16 protein-coding genes are annotated in these 24670 nt (G+C 43.0%); 10 read left to right on the top strand and 6 right to left on the bottom strand.

Annotation, left to right across the window (positions count from 1 at the left end; genetic code table 11):
* Positions 1–84: 84 nt before the first annotated feature.
* The 6 genes from Q1A23_RS00760 to Q1A23_RS00735 all read left to right on the top strand — a co-directional run bounded on the left by Q1A23_RS00760 (position 85) and on the right by Q1A23_RS00735 (position 7863).
* Complete coding sequence (locus Q1A23_RS00760) at positions 85–939, top strand: DUF5677 domain-containing protein (RefSeq protein ID WP_299818063.1); 855 nt, start codon at positions 85–87, stop codon at positions 937–939.
* 131 nt (positions 940–1070) lie between these two features.
* Positions 1071–1967 carry a hypothetical protein gene (locus Q1A23_RS00755; protein ID WP_299818061.1) on the top strand — a complete coding sequence of 299 codons (897 nt, stop codon included), beginning with the start codon at positions 1071–1073 and terminating at the stop codon, positions 1965–1967.
* Between the two features lie 445 nt (positions 1968–2412).
* Positions 2413–3039, top strand: coding sequence for a hypothetical protein (locus tag Q1A23_RS00750; RefSeq protein ID WP_299818059.1), 627 nt, complete (start codon positions 2413–2415; stop codon positions 3037–3039).
* 68 nt (positions 3040–3107) lie between these two features.
* Entirely contained in the window at positions 3108–3554 is a 447-nt protein-coding gene (locus Q1A23_RS00745; protein ID WP_299818057.1) for a hypothetical protein, read from the top strand.
* Positions 3555–3593: 39 nt separating this feature from the next.
* The gene (locus Q1A23_RS00740) at positions 3594–5525 is read left to right on the top strand and encodes a tetratricopeptide repeat protein (RefSeq protein WP_299818055.1); all 1932 of its coding nucleotides are present in this window, start codon (positions 3594–3596) and stop codon (positions 5523–5525) included.
* Between the two features lie 40 nt (positions 5526–5565).
* The gene (locus Q1A23_RS00735; protein ID WP_299818052.1) at positions 5566–7863 is read left to right on the top strand and encodes a toxin-antitoxin system YwqK family antitoxin; all 2298 of its coding nucleotides are present in this window, start codon (positions 5566–5568) and stop codon (positions 7861–7863) included.
* A 264-nt stretch (positions 7864–8127) separates the two neighbouring features.
* Here Q1A23_RS00735 and Q1A23_RS00730 read toward each other — a convergent pair whose 3' ends face one another.
* The 6 genes from Q1A23_RS00730 to Q1A23_RS00705 all read right to left on the bottom strand — a co-directional run bounded on the left by Q1A23_RS00730 (position 8128) and on the right by Q1A23_RS00705 (position 15342).
* Complete coding sequence (locus Q1A23_RS00730; protein WP_299818049.1) at positions 8128–8616, bottom strand: hypothetical protein; 489 nt, start codon at positions 8614–8616, stop codon at positions 8128–8130.
* A gap of 21 nt (positions 8617–8637) precedes the next feature.
* Complete coding sequence (locus Q1A23_RS00725; protein WP_299818046.1) at positions 8638–9207, bottom strand: hypothetical protein; 570 nt, start codon at positions 9205–9207, stop codon at positions 8638–8640.
* Positions 9208–9268: 61 nt separating this feature from the next.
* On the bottom strand, positions 9269–10093 hold the full coding sequence (locus Q1A23_RS00720) for a helix-turn-helix domain-containing protein (protein WP_299818043.1): 825 nt from the start codon (positions 10091–10093) through the stop codon (positions 9269–9271).
* A 299-nt stretch (positions 10094–10392) separates the two neighbouring features.
* Positions 10393–11619 (bottom strand): PepSY-associated TM helix domain-containing protein, encoded by a 1227-nt coding sequence (locus Q1A23_RS00715; RefSeq protein ID WP_299818040.1) that lies wholly within the window; start codon positions 11617–11619, stop codon positions 10393–10395.
* 81 nt (positions 11620–11700) lie between these two features.
* Positions 11701–12924, bottom strand: a complete 1224-nt coding sequence (locus Q1A23_RS00710) for a DUF4374 domain-containing protein (protein WP_299818037.1) — start codon at positions 12922–12924, stop codon at positions 11701–11703.
* Positions 12925–12954: 30 nt separating this feature from the next.
* Entirely contained in the window at positions 12955–15342 is a 2388-nt protein-coding gene (locus Q1A23_RS00705; RefSeq protein ID WP_299818034.1) for a TonB-dependent receptor, read from the bottom strand.
* A 454-nt stretch (positions 15343–15796) separates the two neighbouring features.
* Between Q1A23_RS00705 and Q1A23_RS00700 the strand changes: the two genes are divergently transcribed.
* The 4 genes from Q1A23_RS00700 (at position 15797) to Q1A23_RS00685 (ending at position 24321) form a co-directional block, all read left to right on the top strand.
* Positions 15797–16213, top strand: coding sequence for an STAS/SEC14 domain-containing protein (locus tag Q1A23_RS00700; protein WP_299818031.1), 417 nt, complete (start codon positions 15797–15799; stop codon positions 16211–16213).
* 249 nt (positions 16214–16462) lie between these two features.
* Positions 16463–19309 carry an endonuclease gene (locus tag Q1A23_RS00695; protein ID WP_299818029.1) on the top strand — a complete coding sequence of 949 codons (2847 nt, stop codon included), beginning with the start codon at positions 16463–16465 and terminating at the stop codon, positions 19307–19309.
* 371 nt (positions 19310–19680) lie between these two features.
* Positions 19681–23355, top strand: a complete 3675-nt coding sequence (locus tag Q1A23_RS00690; protein WP_299818026.1) for a gliding motility-associated C-terminal domain-containing protein — start codon at positions 19681–19683, stop codon at positions 23353–23355.
* A 3-nt stretch (positions 23356–23358) separates the two neighbouring features.
* Positions 23359–24321, top strand: coding sequence for a type IX secretion system membrane protein PorP/SprF (locus tag Q1A23_RS00685; RefSeq protein ID WP_299818024.1), 963 nt, complete (start codon positions 23359–23361; stop codon positions 24319–24321).
* Positions 24322–24670: the final 349 nt, after the last annotated feature.

Genomic DNA, 24670 nt, shown 5'->3' with positions numbered 1-24670 from the left:
TAGAAGTATATTTTACTGGTTAAGGTGTACAATTTAATAAAGTTAAAATAGATTGAAAATTCAACCTGGAAAAGTAAGTACATTTTGAAAGAACAACTTGATAAAATTTTTAGAGATATACATCCGCATTACCAGACTATAATAGTTGAGCGCCTGGGAGAAGACAGTGCTTTCTTATGTGTAACTAAAGCAGCGTTTGCTAAAAATTATGAATTCAACTGCCTATGTAATTCTTTAGAGAACATACAAGATTCATTTTTTCTCATGTCTTCATTAAGAGGTATTTGTGAGGATTTAATAGCTATAAAATATATTAATGAACACATCAAGATTGATAGAGATAAGCTAATTAGGTTAATGACTCGAAAAAGAACTTTAGAGGGTACTATCGTTCAAAAGTCATTTTTACTTGAACAGAAACCACATCAGATATTTTTAGAATTTAAAGATGCAGAAAAACAAGTTGGGGAGTTAACAGATGAAATAAAGGCTATATTAGTGAAGAATGGGTTAAAAGGTGATAAGGAATTTCCAAGTGTAGCACAAATGGCTACTGATGCCAAATTGATTAAACTTTATGATTATCTCTATTATGCAACTTCTAAAACAGTGCATTTTGAGCCTGGTTTATTGCTGCGATTGGGGTGGACTGAAAACAAGCAATCAGATAACTTTATATTTTCTACTAAAAACTTCAATAGGTATCATGCTGATTTCTGTTCTTATTATGCTGCGATTCTATTTATAGAATTTTACAAATCATTTAAAAAAGATTTGCAGCTTGATAAGTTAATAAAGAAAGACATCAAATTGATTAGGGAAGTATTAGACGAGCAAATAAGAATGCCTGAGATTGTGACTTTCGAGGAGTGCAACATCAAGCCACCATCAATTATTACACAATTGTTAGCTAAGTCAGCACATAAATTAGGTAGATAGTATTACTACTTAGGATATAGCAACACAGCTAAAATCATTGGTATAATGAACTGGCATCTACAATATGATAATAAGCTGCTAATAGTTAAGCTAATTAAAAGCGATATATGATAAGTTGTTAAACCTTTACCATGAACCCATATAAAGATACGGATTTACAAAAGTTTTTAGAAAAGATTCCTCAGGATGTAATAGAAAGGGAAACACGTCTTCAATTAGAAGGAAATAAACGTGAGTACCAAGCTTTTGTTCAAGATTTGGGAAATGATAAGTGCTATCTATGTAATGGTAAATTATCTTCTTTTGAAGAACAAAAACCATGTTTTCATTGGTTTACCTATCCTTCCGGAATAAGGAAGAAGAATTTTGAAAGCTATCTTAAACAACCAGTAGGCTTCTTTCGACTCGAATCTTACTTCAGATGGTTGGCAAATATTGAAAAACCTATTGGTAATATTAATGACTTAAAAGCAGATGTATCATCAACGTCTTATCTTGAAACTACCATCAGATATAAAAACATAGAATGGGCTTTTTCAATAGGTCATACAGATATGGAAGGTCACAAAGCTGGTAAAGTTGGCTCATTGCCACATTACCATATCCAAATGATGGTTGATGGTAGAATTTTTTTAAAGTTTAATGATTTCCATATACCTTTTTCTGATGAAGACTTATTTCAAATAGAACTTCTTAGGCAGGCAGGTGATAAAGTTAAGTTAGAACATATTTACGGCCATGGAATTGGATTACTGGAAGATAGTGAAAGCTTGGAAATTATTGACAAAGCTATGAAAGTTTCAGAAGATGAAACAAATGCAACTTTTCGTACTCAAACCTTTATTCAGCCACCTCAAGGTCAAACAATATCAGGTAAAATAATTGCGGAGGCAATGGAGGAAAGTAAAAGAACAAAAGAACCCATTAGCAATATTTTGCAGAGACTTTTAACAGATGCAAAGTTTACTAAAATAATTAGTCCAGGTAGTGGCGTTCCTAAGATGTCTAAAAGAAGTGGGAAGAAATAAAAAATTAAAAGATCTACACTAACAAATAGCTTTACGTCTTTTGTGCCTTAAGTGTTTGTAAAACCAAAAAGCATTAATTGTAATATAGGTGTGGCAGTTCTGCTTTATTTCTTATATGTATATCCTAGCATTATTTTAGAACCTGATGGCACACCTGAAATGATGTGAGATGTACTTTACATTGTTGATTAAATAATAGACAAAAGGCGCTATGACCAGTAACAAGTAGAACATTTGAGGGGCAGCGTAGGTGGCACCTTCCATCATATGTTAAACCACTATTACTTCTATCTCAACACAAGAATAGATGATCTGAGTGACGCTGACAAAAAAGAAGTAATCTTGAAGATGATGTGAGGTTTGATGTGTTTAGAACGCTTTACCTGCTGCATAAATATGGCGGCGGCATGAAAATGAGATAAATAAGGCAACAAATAACTACTAAATGAAAACAAATTTACTACTCATCCTTGCGGCTATGCTGCTGCTAAGCTTTTCACCTAAGGCTGATAAAATCGATGATCTGGAGTATGAACTCCGGAGCCTTACAAGGTCCTTTGCTGCAAATGCTAACGAAGAAGACTGCGAATACTTCTTCAGGAAAATAAACGCTCTGGAAGATGACATTGAAGAAGCTATAGATGACAATGAAGGAGATCTTATAGCTCTTAAAAGGGTTCTTAAAAAGACTGCGGCTTTCTATGATTTTGCTGCGACACTTACCCGCTGCCATAGTACTTCAAATGAAGTAGATATTTCAAACTTTAACACATTTATAAGAGAAACTGGTCTTTCCCCCGTCTTCATTAAGCAAAATGACTGTGTTTCCATCTATAGGGTGAATATAAATGGGTTCTACTCTTTCTATGCGGTCAATCCTGGTGATGCTAAGACTGTAAAAATCACGATCAAGAAGGGCGATAAGTATAACTCGTCTACCTCAACCAACTCCTTCGGAATCATGTGTAATTCTGTGGAAGGGTTTAATCAAGGCGAGGCACAAGGTAAATTCTCCACCATGGCCATCACCTGTACTCCCTTGAGCTCTTCCTTTGGAATAGATTGTAACTAGGAAAAAAAGATGTGCCTGATTGCATACTGCTTTATATCAATAATTTCTACTTTCCTTATTAACGCAACATGAAACACCTTTACCTGCTCCTGATCAGTTTCCTGCTCTTCAGTTGTGAGACCAATGACACTTCTTATACCGGCACATCTGATGAGAGCCCAGCTTACTCTGAAACAACTGAGTCTGAGTATGAAAACGAAGAAAGCATAGACTGCTCCGATGCAAAGTCTGCTGCGAGCAATGGGTACGACTATGCCAGACAGGCATATCACTCAGAAGCGATGGAGGATATACAGTACTACGCTAGAAAAGCAATGGACGAGTTTGAAAGCGCAATGAGCTACGCCTCAGACTGTGGCTGCGATGAAGCAAACTATGCTGCAGATGAAGCTTATGAATATGCCAGGAAGGCATATAATGCTGACACAGTAGAAGACGGCGAGTCTTATGCTAAGAGAGCGATGGATGCCGGCGAGGATGTCGAGTCCTACGCGAGTGACTGTGAGAACCAATAGCTTAACTTCAAAATTTTAGAAAACAATACTTAACAATCCATGAAAAAACTTTTACTGTTTTTAGCTTTCTCTTTTAGTGTGTTAAACTCTTCTGCACAGTCCCTTGATGCCTTGAAGGCAAGTGGAATGGCTAAGTTAGAAGCTGAAAATTACACAGGAGCTATTGAGGATCTTAACAAAGCCATTGAGCTAAATCCAAGAGATGAAGAAGCATTTCTCAAAAGAGGAATGGCAAAATTTTATATAGGTAATAATGCTGAGGCAATAGAAGACTTTGATCGCTCTATCAGCTTAACCCCTGGCACAGGTATGGCCTATTACAGTCGTGCGTTTGTAAAAGCGTACCTTGAGGAGCACGAAAGCGCCCTAATTGATTATAATAGAGCTATCGGACTAAATAACGATAGTTACCCTAAGATGTACTTAAATAGGGCTATAACAAAGTTAGAGCTTGGTGATATAGAAGGAGCCTTAAATGATTATGATCGTGCGATTGAAATAAGTCCAACCGACAACTTTTTTTATTATAGTCGTGGTATTGCCAAGGCTGCCTTAGAAAACTATAGTGAAGCAATAAATGACTATGATGAGGCTATCTTGTTAGATCCCAAAGATGCTAACGCATATTATAGACGAGGGGAAGCTAAAGGTTATCTTGAAAATAATTTAGGTGCAATTGAGGACTTTTCGGCTGCTCTTGCTCTCGACTCAAGTAATGCGGAAACTTATAACAGTAGGGGATATGTCAGAGCGATACTAGAAGAATATCAAAGTGCAATAAAAGACTATAGTAAAGCTATTGAGATAGACAATAAATATGCAAGTGCTTACTATAACAGAGCACTAGCAAAAGAAGCTATAAATGACTCAACTTCGATACACGATCTTACTAAAGTCATTGAATTAGCCCCTGAATATGCTGATGCATTTTATAAAAGAGGTTATGTCAGGCTTCAAGCCAAAGACTATCAGGGAGCCCTTGCAGATTATGATCAAGTACTTGTGATAAACCCGAACCACTCCTATTCATATTATAATCGTGCAGTTATTTGGGGGTTGCTCAATAATAAAGAAAATGCGCTGGACAACTATGGTAAATCGATTGAGGCAGACTCCTCGAATTTGGATGCACTTTTTAACCGCGGCATATTACGAGCCGAAATGGGAGATAGTATAGGAGCAATTTCAGATTTTTCAGCTGCCATAAATCTAAACTCTGAGTTTGTAGGTGCATTTATTGAGCGTGGAACGATAAATAGAGGCATGGGAAACTATGTTGAAGCTATTTTAGATTTTGATGAGGCCATTAAGTTGGCACCTAATAATAGTTACAACTATGTATCCCGAGGGTTAGCATATGACTTTATGAATGATTATCAAAAGGCACTTCTCGACTACGATAAGGCTATTGAGCTTAATGATGTTAATGCTTTTGCATATTACTGTAGAGGGACAGTGAAGAATGATTTAGAAGACTATAAAGGAGCTATAGTAGATTTCAGTAACTTCCTAAAGCTGAATCCTGATGATATAGATGTATATATCCTGCGCGGTAATTCTAAGCACTACATCGAAGACTTTAAGGGTGCAATCGAAGATTATAATAAAGCATTAGCGTTAAATCCTAAGTCTTCTGTTGCCTATAATGATCGTGGTGTGGCAAAAATGAACTTAGGCGATGAAAAGGCAGCCTTAAAAGATTATAAAATGGCTATCAAGCTAGACCCTGAGGATGCTACACCATATTTTAATCGTGGTACAATTAAAGAAGAACAGAAAAAAAATAAGGCAGCTTTAAAAGATTACACAAAAGCAATTGAATTGAATGCCCAATATGCTAATGCCTATTACCGACGTGGAGCATTGAAGAGCGCAATGGGGGAAAAAGAAGGGGCCTGTGTAGACTTAAACATAGCCGGTGAATTAGGCGACCTGGATGCTACAGAATTGGCCAAAACAGTTTGCAAGTAATCATTTTAATACATTTAGCATTATTAAGTACAGTACCTATATGAAAAAGCTATTACTGGTTTTAGCTGCTCTGCTTTTTATTTCGCCTACTTGTTTTGCTCAAAAGTTAACTCTTGCAGAGTTAATCGGCTTATGTGGTAAGCAAAACTGGGAAGGGGTTAATTCGAATCTGCTTGCTAAAGGCTGGGTTTATCATGACTCGCAAAATGGAGATAATGTTCAATACAACACGATAACCTGGTCTTATAATAAGAACAGCTACAACAATAAAGCCCAAGGCTGGTTTTATCTCTTCACATTTGATTCTCAGCCAGATAAAATTTCATATGTAACTTTAAGTAAGGCCTTCTATACACAAATACAGAGCTCTCTGACATCTACAGGCTTTAAGCTAATAGGTAGTAAGATAGAAGACGGTGAGGTCGTTTCAACTTATGCCAATGCTACTTATGTTATCAAAATAAGCACCCAGAAAAGGGATGAAGATGAGTGGTCAGATGCAAGTTTAACTGCTTATCAAATAACGGTAATCAGAAAAGCTGGTATTTATGATCCTGATAACGGGAAAAAAACCAGCTATTATGATGATGGTGAGTTAGAGACAGAATATTTTTTAAAGAATGGTGAGCTACATGGCCAGTTTAAATCCTATTATAGAAATGGACAACTACAAAAGCAAGGGTTTTTTGCTGACGGTAACGAAAATGGAAAGTTCATTGAGTATGATAGCCTTGGGAGCAAAAAAGTGGAATACTATATGCTTAATGGAGAGTTAAATGGTACCGCTTTACTTTATGAACAAGGGAAGAAGTCGATCGAAAAAAATTATGTTAATGGGGTTCAAACAGGTAAATACACGGAGTACTATTATGATGAAGAGAGCGGGAATCTCAATTTTAAGATAACGGGTGCGACAAAGAATGGGGAGAACGACGGGAAGTGGGTATCTTATTTTATTGAGGATGGCAAAGAAGAAGTAGTTGCTTATGGAAACTACAAGAATGGAGTCAAGCACGGTGAGGTAAAAGAATTTATAGGTGCTGATACCATTGAAATAGCTAATTACACAGATGGAAGGTTAAATGGACTTTATAAGCGGCAAGTCAAAGTTCATTTAACTGTTCCTGAAACAGGGGAAAGAAGCTTCGTTTGGGCTGTTGATAGTGAAGGTGAGTATGAAAACGGATCAAAAAATGGCAAATGGGTCTACTCTGACTTATTGGGTAAGCTAAGCGAAGGATTGTATATAAATGACCTTAGGGAAGGGAAGTGGATATACTATACACCAGTAGGAGTGCGTGCGGACAAAGTAATGGCTGAAACAAACTATGTTAAAGGAAAAAAGAACGGTATAGAAAAAAGCTTTTTTGTAATTGACAAAGTTGAAGCCCCTACCGGTGATAAGCTAAAATTCTATTATAAGGTATATCCTGTTCAAGAAGTAGCGACTTTTAAGAATGATCTGCTAAATGGAAGCTATGAATTGAAAGATTCTACAGGTGTCTTAATAAGTAAAGGTACATTCTTAAATGACGAGAAACATGGGCATTGGATAGAAGGCTACTCACGTGAGTTAGCAGACGGTACCAAGGCAAGGCTATATTTTGAGGGCGAATACCTAAATGGTAAAGAGGAGGGTAAATGGATAGCTTATTTTGATAGGAATATCATAGTTGAAACGTTAAACTTTAAGGCAGGTGAGCTGAACGGGGAATACATTGTCTGGAACAAACTTGGCAAGCCCTCTGAAATCAAAATACTCCGAGACGGAAATCTTGAGCAACTAACAACCTATGACAGCGCAGGAGAGAAGCCATTAACAAAGTATGAGATCTACAATGAGAGCTCAGCCAGCCTCATGTGCCGGCAAACAGAGTACCTGAGCGACAAAACCATTTCACAGGAGTACAGGATCTTTAGGCAGGAGAAAATACATCATGCTGACTTTGAAAAGGTCTTCCGAAGCCTTACTGGTGTTATATCCAGCGGGATCTATGGTTACAAGGATGGAGAGTATAAGGTAACGACTCCGAAGGGTGATTTACTGGTTAAAGGTGATTTCATAAAAGAAAACAAAGTGGGCTTGTGGGCATACCATTATCCTGAGCAGGATGTCGTACTGGAGCAGAACTATGCGAGTGGACAGCCTCTTGATGAGAAGTACAAAACGCTTAGTGGGCAGCCATTTTCAGGTGAGTTTGTATATCATGATGCTACTGCTGGCCTGAAGGAAGAGCGAAAGATTAAGGACGGGGTTCGCAATGGCAAAACAACGTACCTGGACAGCAACAACAAAATGATTAGGAAAGAAAACTACAAGAATGGAGCGTTAAAGTAGCAGCTTCCAGTTTCTAATTAAAACCGCCACAGCAAAGTAAGATCTGTACTGTTAGCTGTGGCGGTTTTGCTTTCAACATTCTCGTTCTAGCAGATGCTTTTCCTTTTTCATTTGTAAGATGAATAGCCCAATTATAAAGCCTACTACAAGGAATAGTAGGAAAAAGGGTACTAGTGAAAAGGTAGAATTAGAATCTGTTGCCATAGTAGGCTCCCAGTATAAATCACAAGGCTCGGGGTGCATTAGTACGTTCTCCATTGATGCTTAAAATTTTCTTATAGTTACAGTGTTTCTGTCTTTACCCATATAGGTCCAGCCAAAGCCCCCCATGGAATAGTAAGTTGTTTTCTCGAAAAACTTTGCCTCAAGCATGACGTTGAACTGAAATTCCTTCGTTAGTAAAATCGCTTTAGCTAAAGGCTCTTTTCTGTGGTTTTCATAAAGCTCTTTCAGGATTTGGTCATTCTGCAGAATGGCGGTTAGGGGAGTTAAATAAGGAGCCTGGGCAAACGGTAGCAAGTCCTTATACTTCTGAAGTTCCTCCTTTAAAGCCTTCTGTGTGGCATAGGCATCCTCCAATTGTTTTTCTACTTCTTTAAAGCCTGCTTCTCCGCTGTCTCCAATGTGTACCAATAGAGCAACGTACTGTGCTAAGCTTAGCTGCAGTATGTCAGACATTTCAATAAACTTCTGTTTCGTGTCTACAGGTACCCTGCAGGAAATGGAGGCGGTTTTTTCTTTTAGCTGTCTCATAAGTTTAAGTTTGTTAAAGGGTTAAAATCGTAAATCGGGTGCATCATCTGGGTATTGGACTACATTACACATTTCCCTAAGCCTGGACCCAGAGATTTCTTTATAGTATTCAGTAAGCTCTTCCACATTTAGATTGGTAGTAAAGTGGCTTCTGACTCCTGTTTTCTTGAAATTTAGATGCCTGCCATAAATAAGCTCCTGACCAATATGTATATATCTTCCGAAGTAATTTATGGGAACATCTACCCCCAAGTCATCAAACAGGCATTCGATTTGTTTGCTCGAAGTGGAGTGTATCGGGCCAAAACGAAAAGGTGTAATTGCTGCCTCCCCTTTTATGCTGCATGCTGTTTTGATGTCATACATAAACTCACACTTGAGCCCAGGCTTTATAAACTTTCTAAGCATCATAATGGCCTCAGTTTTTCCACACCCGACAGGTCCCATTAGCAAAAAGCCTTTCTTTGGGTTGATTTGGAGTCTATGCATAGCATCCACATCGTTTGCAGCATAGGCTGCCAGTATCTCGAAAATGTTCCGGTGCCAATTGAATTCAATCAGCTTTTCTCTTGTCTCTTGTGGCCAGTCCACACTTTGCAGACTGTGCAGGAAGTAGGCAAGTATGGCTTCAGTAGTCCATCTAGGGGCAATGCTATAGCTTACCGCTGTATTTCTTGTTTCTGTCGGTGCTGTGGTAGCCAGGGAAGCCCATCCATCGGTTATTTCCTTTATTGATCGTATTGCTGTCATTTTTTTGGTTTTTTGAGTTGTGAGAAAGTGTTTGTGATTTGTTTAACCAGTTGCGGGCAGCCGCCTGCCAGTTTTGTATAGGGCCGGATTTCATTTGCCAGCCTGTGGCAGAGTAGTAATCAACGAAGGCTGTCGCTTGAGCCTTTTCATTCCCCTTCAGCCAGCCATGACCGAGTGTTAGCATATACAGCTCCACCTCTTGCCAACTTGGCTGCTGCCTAGCAGCTATTGAACCTGATAAAACTTTTGAATTAAAATTGGCGTGCGTGTTCCCTTCACTTTCATCTTTAGATTTAATATTCTTATTATATATAAGGAGTGAAGCCGCATCCTCTGGCGTATTTTGTCCAGAGCTGGGGTCGTTTTTGTCCATAGGTCGGGGCGTTTTTGGGGTATCCTCACACAAAAAAATGCTCCTTTTATTTCCTTCTTCCTGGTTGATCTCAACCCGGATATAACCGAGTTTGGCAAGGCAGGTAATGCTTCTAGAGATAGTCTTAGGGTCTACACCGAACTTTTTAGCAAAGTGTGCATTGGTGGCCCAGCATCTATTGTGCTTTTTGGCAAGGCCTGCGATCTCAGAGAGGATGATCTTGGCAGTTGAGCTTAGACGCTTGTCATAACGGGATTCAGCTGTCAGGAAAGTCTTGATGCCTGGTTTTGCAGCCGGTTGCTTCGTGCTGCCCGGGTTAGCTGCGTTCTGTGGAAGGTGTTGCTTTGCCGTCATCTCTACTTCTTTTTAGATTTTGGAGATGATTTAGAGCCGCCCGTGGAGGTGTAGCCGGCATGGTAGTAGAAAGCCTCTAAGGCAGCAATGTCTTCCTCTAAAAAGTTCGATTGCTGAACTAGTTGGTCTACCTAAAAAGAAGCCTGATTCAGAAATGAGTCAGGCTTCTTTGTTTTAAATAGCTTCTAGTTTTTGATAGACTATTTATAACCTCCATGTATGGCATTTGAAAATGGCTGAAACAAACCGGAAGTACACATGGTTTTAGTTGATTTCCAAACGTAGAATCCGTTTTAAGTTTATCTAGTTGTAGCTCCTGCTGATGCCTTCCTGAAGTTAACTACACTAGCGCTTCGTTTTTTCTTAGGTTTCTTCTTGTTCCACCATACTAAAAAACCTGTAATAGGTAAACTGGCACAAATAAGACTGATAAAGAAGGCAAGTGTCTTGCCCCATAGTCCCCAAACAGCCCCAATGTGAATATCGTAATTAAGCATATCGAGCTGGTCAGCAAGGCTGGCTTCTGTATACTTGTCGCCTTTTACGCGGTAGTGCTCTAAGGTATACTGGTCGTAGTAGTACTCGTTTCGGTTATACCATGATCCGTGGTCCTGGTAAGCTATAACCTCAATCGCATCTTCTTTGTCGTGCAGCGTAGGGGTCATGTAAAAACCCTGTGCAGTAGGCTCCTGGGCCAAAGTTTTAAACCAGGCTTTGTCAAGCACAGGTATGGTGTCGTTGGCAAGTAAGCCGGCTTTAGAGATATCTGAGTGGGGGTGATGGTGCTCTGGTTTTTCCTGACCACCAGACGTTACATAGTATAGCGAATTAGCAAACCACTCAAAACTCCACACTAAACCAGTAACAGCCAATACAAAAGCCAGAATCAAACTATAAAAACCGACTACATTGTGCAGGTCATAGTTTACACGTTTAAAGCTGCCACTCCATTTTATCTTAAAGCTTTTAGCTGCATTAGACTTATTCCATTTCCTGGGCCACCACATTACCAACCCTGTTACCAGCAGCAGCACAAAAACAAGCGTGGCTACCCCAACAATAGGGCGCCCTATGTTATAAGGCAACCACAAAGCGCGATGGCCATCAATGATAAATCGAAAAAAGTCAAACTGCCCTTCTCCTATACTTTGCTGCTTCTGTAAAAACTCGCCAGTATAAGGATTCATGAAAATAGCTGTAAATGTGCGCTTGCCATTTTCCTCACCTTCAAAACCTACGGCTGCTGCACCTTCTTTATTGCTGTAGGTTAGGCCGGTAGGCTCAGCGTTGGGCATGTATACTTTAGCAGTATCCAACAGCTGGCTGGGTGGTACAAACGCTTTGTTTTGTACTTCTACAAAGCGCCAAGGCTCCATAGCATCTTTTATCTCTTGCTGGAAAGCATAAAAGCAGCCTGTGATGCTCACAATAAACACCACAATACCTGAAGTGAGGCCAAGCCAGAGATGCAACCAATCGTTAACCTTCCTGAAAACACTTTTGCTGCTGTTTTTTTTGCCTTTCATCGGAGCTGAAATGTAATAAAGAATGAATAATGCCAGCTCCACCTGTTTTGGATGGAGCTGGAACTGCACTATTGTGCGCTGCTATAGCTTTGAAATACCAGCTACAAAATTTGCCTGCACTTCAGCACCTTTGGTAGCCGTGTTATTCTCAAGGTTTATTTTATACATGTATATGCTGTTGCCTTCTGGTACAGCCATGTATACAGCATTGCCATCGTGTAGTGTGGCCAGCCTGCGCCCCACACCTGCATGCTCTGGCATACCTTCAATAAAGTTGAGTGTTTTGTTGTTAAGGTCGATTACGGCTGATTTCAGGGGGCTATCCGACCACCTAACCTGCTGCGCACGATCTGTCATGTTGATCTCGGCAAATACTTTTCCGTTGCCGAGGTACTTCATATGCGAAATTGTTTTGCCGCCAGTAACTGCTGCCACATCAAAGAAGTATGTTTGGTCAAACGTTGTCTGTCCGCTCTTGATGCGCAGAATGCCTGCCGGTTTAGTAGATTGGCTGTAGCCGTTTGCGGGGTTAGAGTGCGAAACAGCATACACATCTCCCTGCTCATTCTTCACCAGGCCTGTTTTTGTATTAAAGCCACCTATCGGGCCTGTGCGTGTATCCTCAATCACCTTCTGGAACTCTAATCCAGGATAAGAATAAACAGCTATTTGAGCCTTATCGGTATGAGGTGTGTTAAAAGTAACCGGATCGCTGATGTAGTAACTTAGAAACAAGTTGTTACCACTAATGCGCATGCCAGCATAAGCAGGAGCTTTTGTGCTTGTGACGTCAGAAACCTTATGTTGTTTGGTGCTTGTAACAGTAAGTGTATTAGCGTTTATCGTATGGAATTTCACAACATCAGAGGTTCCTGCCATTTCTACGGCCACTAAGGTGTTATCGTCGGCTTTTACAATATCAGAAAGGCTGTTGGCGAACGATACGTTTCCTATTTTCTTCAGTTCTCCTTTTTCATCTCTCGAGATGCCTACTACATTCACATCATCTAATCCGCCAATGCTGTAAATGGTTTTGTCAATCTGCGTGAAGTCGAAATAGCCCGGCTGCTCTATACCTTGGCCAACGGCAGAGAGCGTTCCTGTCATCACATCATCAAAAGGTACTGAGTAGTATGTAAAGCTACCATCGTTGCCTTCTAAGGCAAGCGATACCACAAATTGCTCTTCTCCGGTAGCTGCAGGATTTGGATCAGAAGCATCATCACTACAAGATGTAAAGAAAGCTGTTGCGCAGAGGCCAAGAACGGGCAATGCAAATCGTTTAGTAAGTTTAGCTAGAGACATAGGAGTTACTTATTTTATATGAATGATAAATTAGAGGACATACCGCAGCTTCAGGTAAAAAGCACGCCCGGGTTTTTGTAAATAATATTTGTCGTAAAGCAGGGCATCGGTCAGGTTGCGGCACTCCGCCGAGATGTTATACTTTCCGTTGGATAGGCTCAGGTATACTTCCACGTTATGCGAAGATTGCCTCGGGATAACTACTTTGTCATTTTTTGATCCGTTCTGTGCCCAGTTTAAAAAGTACTGCTCTACAAAATTGTAGTAGTAGTTTATACCTACTGCAGACTCAGGGGCCAACAGGTCTTTAAGTGTAAAACCTGCATTGGCGTTTGCAAACAGGTAGGGTTTGTTAGGCTGGCGATAACTTTTATTAAAGTTCCTCACCCAACCATTGTAATCGTTGTAAAGGAGGTCGGCCTGATCGGTTATATCCTGGTAAGTGGCACTACCACCCAGGTGCAGCATTTTTCGCCACTGGTATCTTATGCTTCCTTCTACACCCAAAGTGCGAATTTCGCTTAGGTTGCCGTAGGTGGTGATTGGGCTGGCGATCCGAACATTCTGATGAATTAAATCTTTTGAATCGCGGTAAATAAAGCTGCTTTCCAGGTTAAACTGATGATCTTGTGAAAGCTTAAAACTGTAAGCAGCCCCCACATTAAAGTTGTTGCTCTGCTCCGGCCCCAAGTCAGGGTTTGGGTTGATGAAAAGGGCATCGCCAAAGATCTCGATAGGTTCAGGTAGCCGGTAAGTATGCTCGTAAGATGCTTTTATCTGGAGCGTTGGCAGCAGAAAGTAGGTGCTTGCCAAGCCATAGCCCAAATTATCTTTGCTTACATCAAGGGCATCAATACGGCGTGTCTCTCCTCCAAAATCAAACTCCTTGCTTGTTTCGGCGTGCATCAGGTACAGTTTACCAAATAGCGTTGTAGACCACTTTTCAGAGGGATCAAACTTATAAGCCAATCCCAACACCTGCTTGTTTAGCGCCTTCGGAAGCTTGTTTTCTATCTTATCGGGGTTTTCAGTATCAAATGCATCGCGCCTAAAGTATGAAACGGCATAGTTTAGCGCCAGCGAGTGCATTGGACTGATAGTATAGCCTGCATTTAGCTGGCTGTTAAAGTCGGTATCATCAAATGTGGTGAAAGTGCGCTGGTTTTCGCCATCTTTAGAGCCTTCGGTTATAAATCTTTCGCCGGCCCAGTTAAACCTGGCACCACTTAGGGTGTCAATTCTCTCGCTCTTGGTATAGTTAAAGGCTGTATTCAGGCTTACGTTCAGGCCTTCGGTAAACAGGTTGTCTTTGCTATACTTTAAGGTAGGCACCACAGACTGGTTGTTACGCAAAATGCCGCCGTAAACCGACGCCATAGTTGCACCCGTCTGCACCTGTTGGTCATTTCCTGACGCGATCACACCAAATAGCAGGTTGTCGGCAAACTTGCGGCCCGTCCAGCCGGTCTCCAGCATCAAAGTAGCAGAGCGGTAGCGGTCATGGAAGCGCTCTACTTCGGCAGTCTCTTTTATATTACCATTTCCGTCGGTTATCTCTGCCCATACTTTATAGTTGTTGTCGGAGTAGTTATAGTTGCCGCTGCCCCTCAAGGTAAAGCCGTTGGCAGGGTTGGTATAAGCGCCGTTCAGCGACAGGCGGTGCGTGTTAAAAGAACCGACAGCGTAAGATGCATCCAGGTAATTATCTTTTTTGTTTGTGATAATGTTCACAGCACCGCCCAAGGCATCTGTTCCTAACCAAACGGGTACCACGCCTTTGTATACTTCAATTCGCTCTATAGTATTAACGGGTATGTCGCTCAGGCTAAGCGATGACGAGAAATTATCCATTGGCAAGCCGTTCAGGAAAAACTTTACCTGGTCTCCCGAAAAGCCATTCAAACTGAAGCTTGCCCTGGATCCTAAACCACCTTCTTCCAGCACCCTTACGCCCGACACCCGGTTTAGCACTTCTTTAGCATCGGAAGTGCTGTTTTGTAGTTCTTTGGTAGAGATGGCAGTAACAGCGTAAGCTTGTTCGTTTACTTTTGTGGTGGCAGACTTGCCAATTACCTCCACTCCCTCTATCGCAAAAGACTTTTCTTGTAAAGCAATGTTTACTTCCAGGTTTTGGGCTGCCCTAAGCTGTATGGTTTTTTGCTGCGTCTCGAAACCAAGAAAACTGATAGCTAAAGTATAACTTCCCGGTGCGATGGCTGAAATCCTATATTGGCCATTCGCGTCTGTAGTAGTGCCTGAATTTGTGTTTAGCAGCACTACCGTTACCCCGGCTAAAGCATCGCCTGAGGTTGTATGTACATTTCCGAAAACACTTGCTGTCTCTAAGTTCTGGCTCTGCACAGTAGTACAACAGCAAACGAAAGCCAAAAGAATTGAGAACGCCTTGAAAGAATTCATGTACAACGCTAATGTTATTTAGAACAATTTTAAATTATTGCAAATGTATGATGAAAAGCGAAGCAGGCAAAATTATTTAGACTAAATCTAAATTAATAGTGTGTCAATAACACCGAAATATTGTTAATGGCTTATGCAAAGGGTAAACGCATAAATTTTAAGGGGTTAACAGCATGTTAATATGCGGTTTTTCAGAAATGGCAAGGAGATAGATGGCCTTAGTAAAGGATTTTTAAGTAGAATGTACTTTATGAACTTAATTTTTACGCGTTGGTTTATACTAAAACTTTGGGGCAGCCTTTATCCTGTAACACAAAAAATAGGAGCTTTTTATAAAGTATAACAGTATGAATAGTAAATTTGGCTGCTTAATACATTGCCCAAAAAGAACAAAACGCAAATGCAAGCTGTTGTTATTTTGAACCTTTCAAGCATATAAATCAACTTTTAGCTTATGAAAAAAGAACTTAAGAACGCCTTTGGCAGAGTGTTCTTAACCATCGAGGCAGATACCCGGAACAGATGGGTGCACGTGAACTGGATGGGATATTTAACTGCCGATAATATTAAAACGGGTGCAGGGGCATATATAGAAGTTATGCAGCAGGCAGAGTTCAACTGTGTGCTTAACGACACACGTTTGATTTTAGGTACCTGGGACCATTCGTTGGATTGGGTGATATATGAGTGGGCGCCTAAAGCAGCCGCGGCAGGCTTAAAGCATTTTGCTATGATAACTACCCCCGAAAGCTTTGGAGACAGCTCAGCGGCCAAATTTCATAAAGAGCTGAAAGCTTTTGAAGCGGCATTGTTCGATAACAGACCTGAAGCAGAAACCTGGTTAAAAGGTAAGGCGCTTTCAAACAAATAGCCGTGGCCCCTTTAAGCTGGCTACCAGAAAATTAAATCTAAAAGGTACATTGAACGCCTCTTTTGCAAGGCCTGATTCAGAATTGGATCAGGCCTTTTGCTTTTGGATGGTCTAATATTGTGCTCATTTAAAGAAAATACAATACAAAAGGCAGTAGGTACCAGGGGTAACAATTATATAATCCTTATATAGTATCAGGTGAGTTGGATTTAGTTAGTTTTGCCGCAAAATCAACCAACCAGTCTTTTTATGAAAATACTTTTACGCATTGTATTGGCATTGCTGCTATTCGGGCAATATGCTAATGCACAAACTGCGCCCCCCTCACACCTTGCCGGTGAAGAGCTTCGAACATGGCTACGCGTTAATTGGTACGAAGGCAAACGTACTGTACTTGATTATGGTACTGCCCGTGGCCGCATGTATAATTACATCGATAACTATAACAATGAAGTTACCTGTGTTTATTCCGGTTATAAGGTAAGCAAGCCCTACAACGAAACAGCGACCTCCACAGCCGATGTAGGCCGAATAAACTGCGAGCATACGGTGCCACAATCTTGGTTTGATGAGGCGGTGCGTATGCGTTCTGACATTCACCACCTCTTCCCAACATACGATACCTGGAACTCAGACCGTGGCAGCGATCCTTTTGCAGAGATTCCTGATAACCAAACAACTAAGTGGGTGCGCGGAACATCGTCGCAATCATCTATCCCAACCACTAATATAGATGAGTACAGCGAAGATGGCCCGGGTAAGTATGAGCCACGCGAAGACCATAAAGGGAATCTTGCAAGAGCAGTTTTCTACTTCTACACCATGCACGCCAACGAGAGATTCGATAGTGGCAAAAACAGTATCACAGCTGTTGCAGATATAAACACGCTTTACCAGTGGCACCTGAAAGACCCCGTAGATGCGCGCGAGGTAGAGCGAAACAACCGCGTTGAGAAAGCGCAGGGCAATAGAAACCCATACATTGATTATCCTGATCTGGTAGCTTCGGCATGGGGCTTTAAGCAAGTAACCTGTGAGCCTGCCACGCAGGTTACAAACCTTGTAGCCACAGACCTTACCACCACCTCGCTGCGCCTTAGCTGGGCAAACGGCAGCGGCAACAGCCGACTGGTAGTTATCAGAGAGGGTGCAGCCGTTAACTTTACTCCTACAGGCACTTACACAGGTGTAAATGCTAACTACACTTTAGCAGCAGAAAAAGGAAACGGTCATAAAGTAGTGCATAGCGCCGGCGGTTCTGGCGTAACAGTTACAGGCTTAACTGCAAACAAAACATACTATGTGCAGGTGTTTGAATACTGCGCATCTTCTGAAGAATACAATACCACTAACGCGCCTGCTGTATCAGCCACCACTCCGGATTATACTTGTAGCGGCACCCCAGCTGTGGCAACAGCCATCGCAGCAGCCAATATTATGCAAACCAGCTTTACCTTAAGCTGGGCAAACGGTACCGGAGACGGTAGAATAGTTGTGCTGCGGAAAGGGGGCCCTGTAGCGTTTGTGCCTGCAGACGGTACTGCATATAGCGGCGCTAACGCAAACTACACGTCAGCTAACACGTTGGCCGACGGAAGCAAGCTAGTATATGCCGGCACAGGTACCAGTATAGCTTTAACAGGCCTGGAGCCAGACGCAACGTATTATGCGCAAATATTCGAAAGCTGCTCAAATGGGCAAGTATACGCTGTGGCAGGTGCGCCAGCCTACGCGGTTACAACTGCTACTGCGGTAACGGCCCCTCCGGTTGGCGATGGCAGCCTTGTTACCATGCAAACATTCAATACCACCGCAACCGATGGCTGGGAAGTAACCTCGGGCTTCAGCAAATCAGATGAAAACACAGGTTACCCATCTGGGCAGCGCTTGCGCAGCGGGGCTAGCTTGCAAACAAGCAACACAACCAATACCGTGATTTTTAGCGATGTAAATATAACTGGAAGGCAGGATGTGTACCTGGAGCTTTACAACTCTTCGGTAGCTACTACTTCAGGCAATGGCATCGAGAATTCTGATTTTTTTGAAGTATACGTGGCATTAAACGGAGCAGATTTTGGCACTACCCCGGAGATACGGATTACCGGCACCACTAACGCAAACAACATCCAGTACGGCATGAATGGAAAAGCTGTGATTGCAGCTACTGCCGGCGTGCCAACAGAAAAGATATTTACGACTACAGGTTTGCTTGGCGTAGAAGATGCTCCCTCCATACTTCGTGTTTCTATACCGAACGGTACATCGTCAGTAAAAGCTAAACTGGTTATCATGACCAATAGTGAAAAAGAGACCTGGAACATTGATGATGTAGGGCTTTACGCTGCTGCACCGGCTGTAGACTGCGACGAAAACCCATTAGAAGGTATAGCAGGTGAAGATAAAACAGTTTGTGCAAGTATGGCAACTGCCGTCGGTACAGCTGCAGCTGCAGATTATACTTATACCTGGGCTCCGGCTACAGGCCTTTCTGATGCTACAGCGGCTAACCCGAATGTTACCTTAACAGTACCGGGTATTTATACTTATCGTGTAACAGCAACCAATGGCACCTGCACTTACGAAGATGATGTGACTGTAACAGTAACCGCTGTGCCTGCTAAGCCAAGTATAGCGCAGGATGCAACGCAGTTAACGGCAAGTATAGCTGGTGCTGCTTACGAGTGGTTTAAAGACGATGAGAGACTAGTTGGTGAAACTGCGCAAAGTATAACTATTAGCAAGCCAGGGTTTTACAAAGTACGCGTGAAAAATGAGCAAGACTGTTTTTCAGAATACTCAGAGGCGCTGCAGGTAACATTGCAGCCAAACGCTGTGGCGGTAGATGCAGCAAAGGCGGGCGTTGTTATTTCTCCTAACCCTACAACTGGTCAGGTAGTGCTGCATACACAGCAGGCACTAAAGCAGGTGCAGGTAATCATCGTTAATGCGCTGGGACAGGTAATTTACAGCAAAGAAACAGGTATCCTGGTAGGGCAGCAGGCAATAGACTTGTCGCATTTGCCGGTAGGTTTATACTTGGTGCACATCAAAGCTGATAAACTACAGGTTGTGCAAAGACTGGTTTTAGCAAAGTAAGCCTTTTAAAAAAAGTAAAACAGTAATGGGCAAAAGCCCTGCAACTTCGGTTGCAGGGCTTTTGCCTTTTATAGGGTAATGGATGTACGCTCATGCAATTTGCATCTTGGCAGATCGTTAAATGATATAATAACTGGTAAATAATAAAGCTGTAGTGTAACCTTTTTAAGGTTTTATCAATAGAGGTAATGGGTGATTGTGCGCCTGCCTCTGGTTCTCTTCTAGTGGGCACACCCTCCCCAAACACCTTCTGTTGGTTATTCGCGGGTCTTCTGATCTTAATATAATCAAAATTGAATCTGAATATATAGAGTTATCGTAATGTAAACTGAGCTGATGGAGCTTTGAAGTCACCCTATAATCACATTTAAATGCATCTTCTGCTGAAGCATCTGTACACCGCATTTCTGATACTGAGCCTGGTTATGCTTACAAGTGTAACCGTTAAAGCCCAGGGAGGAGCTCCCTTTTGTAATGCCACCATTACAGTAGAAGGCAGAACAGTTTTATGCCAGGGAGAAACAACGATACTTAGAGCCAACACCAGAACAGGCTTAACTTATGTGTGGCTGCGCGATGGTACTGTGCTGAATGGACAGACAGACAATGATATAACTGTGAGTGAGGCCGGCAGGTACCAGGTGCGGGTTTCGGGTACCGATTGCCAGGAAAATACTTCATCAGTTACAGAGATAGCTATAAACGTGCTTCCTGCTCCCCCTAACTTTTTGGTAAGTCCTACGGGGCAGCAATGCTCCGGCACACCGCTTACATTCTCCGTCAACGCCCCGCAGCCTGCTGTAGTTTATACCTGGATTTTCGGGGATGGTGCTACAGCGCGTGGGCCTGAAGTGGGCCATACTTACGTGTCTAAGGGAGTGGGTACAACAAATTTTACCGCAAGAGTTATAGCCACCAACCAAACAGGTTGCGAGTCAGACACAGTTCGGCAGGTCATTACGGTAAGAAACGAGCCGGAAGTTGACTTCTCAGAAGAAAACGACTTCCAGATTTGCTTGCCTGATACCATTGCAGATGAAGACATTGAAGTTTTTGCAGTAATCAACAACGAGACAGTCGCGCCATACTTAGGCGATATCAGAACATACTTTGTAAACTGGGGCAATGGCGATGAAGAGCAGTATACTCCGGGTAATTTCCCGATCTCCAACCCTACTGCCTACGACACGATTGGCGTTTACCCGATCACCATCAGGGCCGTTGCCGGAAACGGGTGCGAGGTTATCTACGAAAGGGAGTTTAATGTAAGCAAAAAGCCAACGGCCAACTTTACCATAGACCAAAAGCAAAGAGTAGAGGAAGACCAGATACCGCCTTGCGTGCCTGTTTTAGTTACGCCAGCCGACAGCTCTTCAGGCGGGAACCTCTCCTATAAATGGTCCATCCAGCCTGACCAGGGGTATGAACTCGAGTCAGGCACGCTCACATCCAAAGATCCGGTATTTAAGTTTACAGTTTCTGGTGTTTATAACATAGAGCTGATAGTTGAGAACAGCTGTGGCAGCGACACTACTTCACAGTCGGTGGTGGTGGGTTGGCCGCAGGTGCAGTTGCCGGAAAGCATTACCTCGTGTGGGCCTACTACAATAGATTACAGCAGCAGCGGGGCAGGAGGTTTTTCAGGCACAGGCTTGTTTATAGATAAAAACCTGGGCGAGCAAGTAACAGTTACTATTACTATTACCGGCCCTACAAGCGTTACCCGCACATTTAACTCCGATACATTCGATTTTGAGTATGACTTTACCACCCCCGGGAAGTATACTGTGGCCGTAGAGGCTGTAAACGAGTGCGGCAGCTCCGACGATATCTACAGCAGCATGGGGGGGCAAGGTGCGCCCGTGCAGGAGGTAATTATACTTCAGCAGCCAGCCAGGCCATCTATACAGGCCCCTGGTGTAGCCTGTGCCGGAGATATTGTTACGCTTACGCCTACCAGTCCTGGCCCTAATTATGTTTGGTTTGATTCGGATGATCCCAACGCTCTCCCCATTTTTACAGGCGCGACATTCTCTACGCCTACCCTTACAGCCGACATTACATTTTATGTAGCAGCCCTGGATACAGCTAACTCTGTGGTATGCATTGGGCCACGCACGCCGGTGGCAATCAGGGTAGTACCTGCGGTTACAAATAACCTTGTGGAGGGAGACCCGGTGCGCAACACGTGTAAGGGAGAGGTGCCTGCCGCCTTAACGGGTAGCACGCCTACCGGCGGCGATACCAGCACCCCTTATAGCTTTACATGGCAAATAAGCACAACCAATGCCAACACCGGCTTTACTGATGCGCCTGGCGTAAACAATACACTAAATTATACACCTACTGCTCCTGTTACCACCACCACCTGGTTCAGAAGGCTTGTGGTTTCAGGCAGCTGCTCTGCCGATACGAGTAATGTAGTAGAGATTGTAGCTGTTGATCCGGTGCCTGCCACATCAAATACTATAGGCGAGGCACAGGAGATATGCGCCAACGAAACACCGGCTTTATTAACGGGATCAAGGCCGACAGGCGGTGGAGGTGCGCCTTATACTTTCTTATGGGAGGTAAGTACAGAAAGTGCCACATCAGGCTTTGCTCCTGCTCCTGGGGCCAACAACGGAGAAAATTACCAGCCGGCCAACCTGGCTGAGGATACCTGGTTCAGGCGTACTGTCACATCGGGCGGTTGTACGGCTATCTCAGAAGCAATCAAAATAACAGTTTATCCTGAGCTTGGAGATAACACTATTTCTGCAGACCAGGAAGTATGCCGCGGAACAACACCCGCACCACTTACAGGTTCTGCGCCAACCGGGGGTTCAGGCACTTATACTTATCTCTGGGAAAGCAGCACGACCAATGGTGCTACAGGCTTTACACCGGCAGCAGGAAACAACACTAGTCAAAGCTATACGCCAGGTATTATAACGCGCACCACCTGGTTCAGAAGGACTGTTTCCTCAGCCGCTTGTGCAAGCTATGTTAGTCAGGCTGTACAGATAACCGTAAACCCAGGCGTTACTGGAAACACCATATCTGCCAACCAGACGGTGTGTGCAGGTTCGCAGCCGCAGCAGTTAACAGGCAGCGCGCCATCCGGTGGTACTGGTGCATATACTTACCTGTGGCAGAGCAGTACTATAAGTGCCACAGCAGGCTTTGTGAACGCAGCTGGCGACAATACAAGTCAAAACTACACACCTGCTGCCCTAAATCAAAGCACATGGTTCAGGAGGCTGGCCAGCTCTGCGGGCTGTACCGATACTTCTGCAGTTGTGGAGATCACTATTATACCCGTTCCGGCTGCACCTGCGCTAGAGGTTAGAAACGCAACGGCCTGCGTCGGAGGATCTGCCACGCTAGCGATCTCTAACCCGAACGGCGAAACTTATGAGTGGTACGATGTGGCTACAGGCGGCTCTCCCATTTTTATCGGCACTACTTTCCAAACCCCGACTCTAACACAATCGGCTGTGTACTTTGTGCAGGCTGTAAGTGCGAGCGGGTGTGCCAGCAGCAGCCGTACGACGGCTACGGTAACTGTTGTAACACCAGAAGCTGATGCCGGCGAAGATGTAACCATTATACAGGGTAGAACAACAGAGTTACGGGCATCGGGAGGGGAAACTTATCTATGGGAACCTGCTGAAGGGCTAAGTGATCCGAATGTGGCTAACCCGGTGGCCAGCCCTACAGAGACAACAACCTATACTGTTACAGTTACAACTGCAGAAGGCTGCGTGGACATAGACGAAGTGACGGTAGAGGTGATACCAGCCCTTATCATTCCGAATGCCTTTACACCAAACCGAGATGGCGTAAACGAGATCTGGGAGATCGGCAACATTGAGAATTACCCGGATGTGAGAGTGGAAGTGTTTAACCGGTGGGGTAATATCATTTTTACCTCTAACGGCTACGGCACGCCTTGGGATGGCACCCATAATGGCGAAGATCTGCCTGTGGCTACCTATTACTACATGATTTACCTGAACAGGTCTGAAAAGCCGATTTCGGGGCACGTAACTATTATCCGCTAACTGATGAACAAAAGCCTGCTTTTCCTGCTAGTTATACTTTTCGCTTTGGCAATAGAGGCAAAAGCGCAGCAGCGCCCGCAATACAGCCAGTATATGGTTAACAATTACTTGCTTAACCCAGCTATTACAGGCATAGAAGATTATGCCGATATCCGGATAAGCCACAGGCGGCAATGGGTTGGCCTGGATGGTGCCCCGGTTACATCTTACGTTACAGCCCATACGCCTTTAAACAAGGGGGCAGCCAGCACAAAGTATACCAGGGCGCTGGCACACCATGGAGTCGGAGTCGCTTTCCATACTGATAAAACGGGGCCGTTGCGCCGCACCGGTATCTCAGGCTCCTATGCCTATCATTTACCTTTAACCAGAAGTATAAACGCTTCGGCAGGGGCTGCAGTCGGACTTATCAGAAATAGCATAAACGCAAGCGAGCTGGAGTTTACAAACCCCAACGACCCGTTGATTGGAGGTGGCAGCTTTAACAACAATGTTATCGACCTTAGCTTAGGGCTTTGGATATACTCGGAGTCTTTTTCTTTGGGGGTGGCAGGAGCGCAGCTACTTGAAGACGTGGGAAGTTTTCAGCCGGAAGGCAGCCGTAACCCGACATTAGACCTGCAGCGGCACTATTTTATTACAGGAGCCTATCGCTTTTCGCCTACCGACAGGCTGGATGTAGTGCCTTCGGTGATGGTTAAAATGGCTAGTCCCAGCCCAGTATCTGTGGATGCGAATGTGCGTGTGCTGTATAACAGGCAGTTTTGGGCAGGTGCTTCTTACCGCCACGAAGATGCATTAGTGGCTATGGTAGGGGTTTACATAAGTCCGTTGCTGGATGTTTCTTATTCATATGATGTTACGTCTTCTAACCTGAACCAGGTAAGTGCAGGCACACATGAGGTAGTAGTTGGCTTTAAGTTATTTAACAACAGGCGAATTATTTGTCCGCAATGGATATGGTAATATAAATATAATTTAATTGTTTAATTTCCTGTCGCTATGCCGCTGTTCAGCTTAGTATAGCAAACATATCTTTCCGGTTTAATTTACTTCGCGCTGATAGTGCAATTAAATTGAACTTTTGGGATCTTTTTCCTCTTTAGTTATTTTTTGAAATTGTTTGTAACTCTTTGACAGAGTATTACCTTTGTGCGCTAATAGGAATTGCGGTATTAGAATAATTCAATTTTTTATTGGTGCTTTAGTGTCTCTGCTTTACTTTTTAAAATTGTATTAGCTAAATATTAAGTTTTCTATAAACTTAATTATGGAAATTTTAAGAAGATAAATTTTATTTTTCAGATATTATTTG

It is taken from the genome of uncultured Pontibacter sp., assembly GCF_947492645.1.
Taxonomy (GTDB): Bacteria; Bacteroidota; Bacteroidia; order Cytophagales; family Hymenobacteraceae; genus Pontibacter.
The sequence above is the reverse complement of the archived record's forward strand: the minus strand, read 5'-3'. Positions and strand labels throughout refer to the sequence as shown.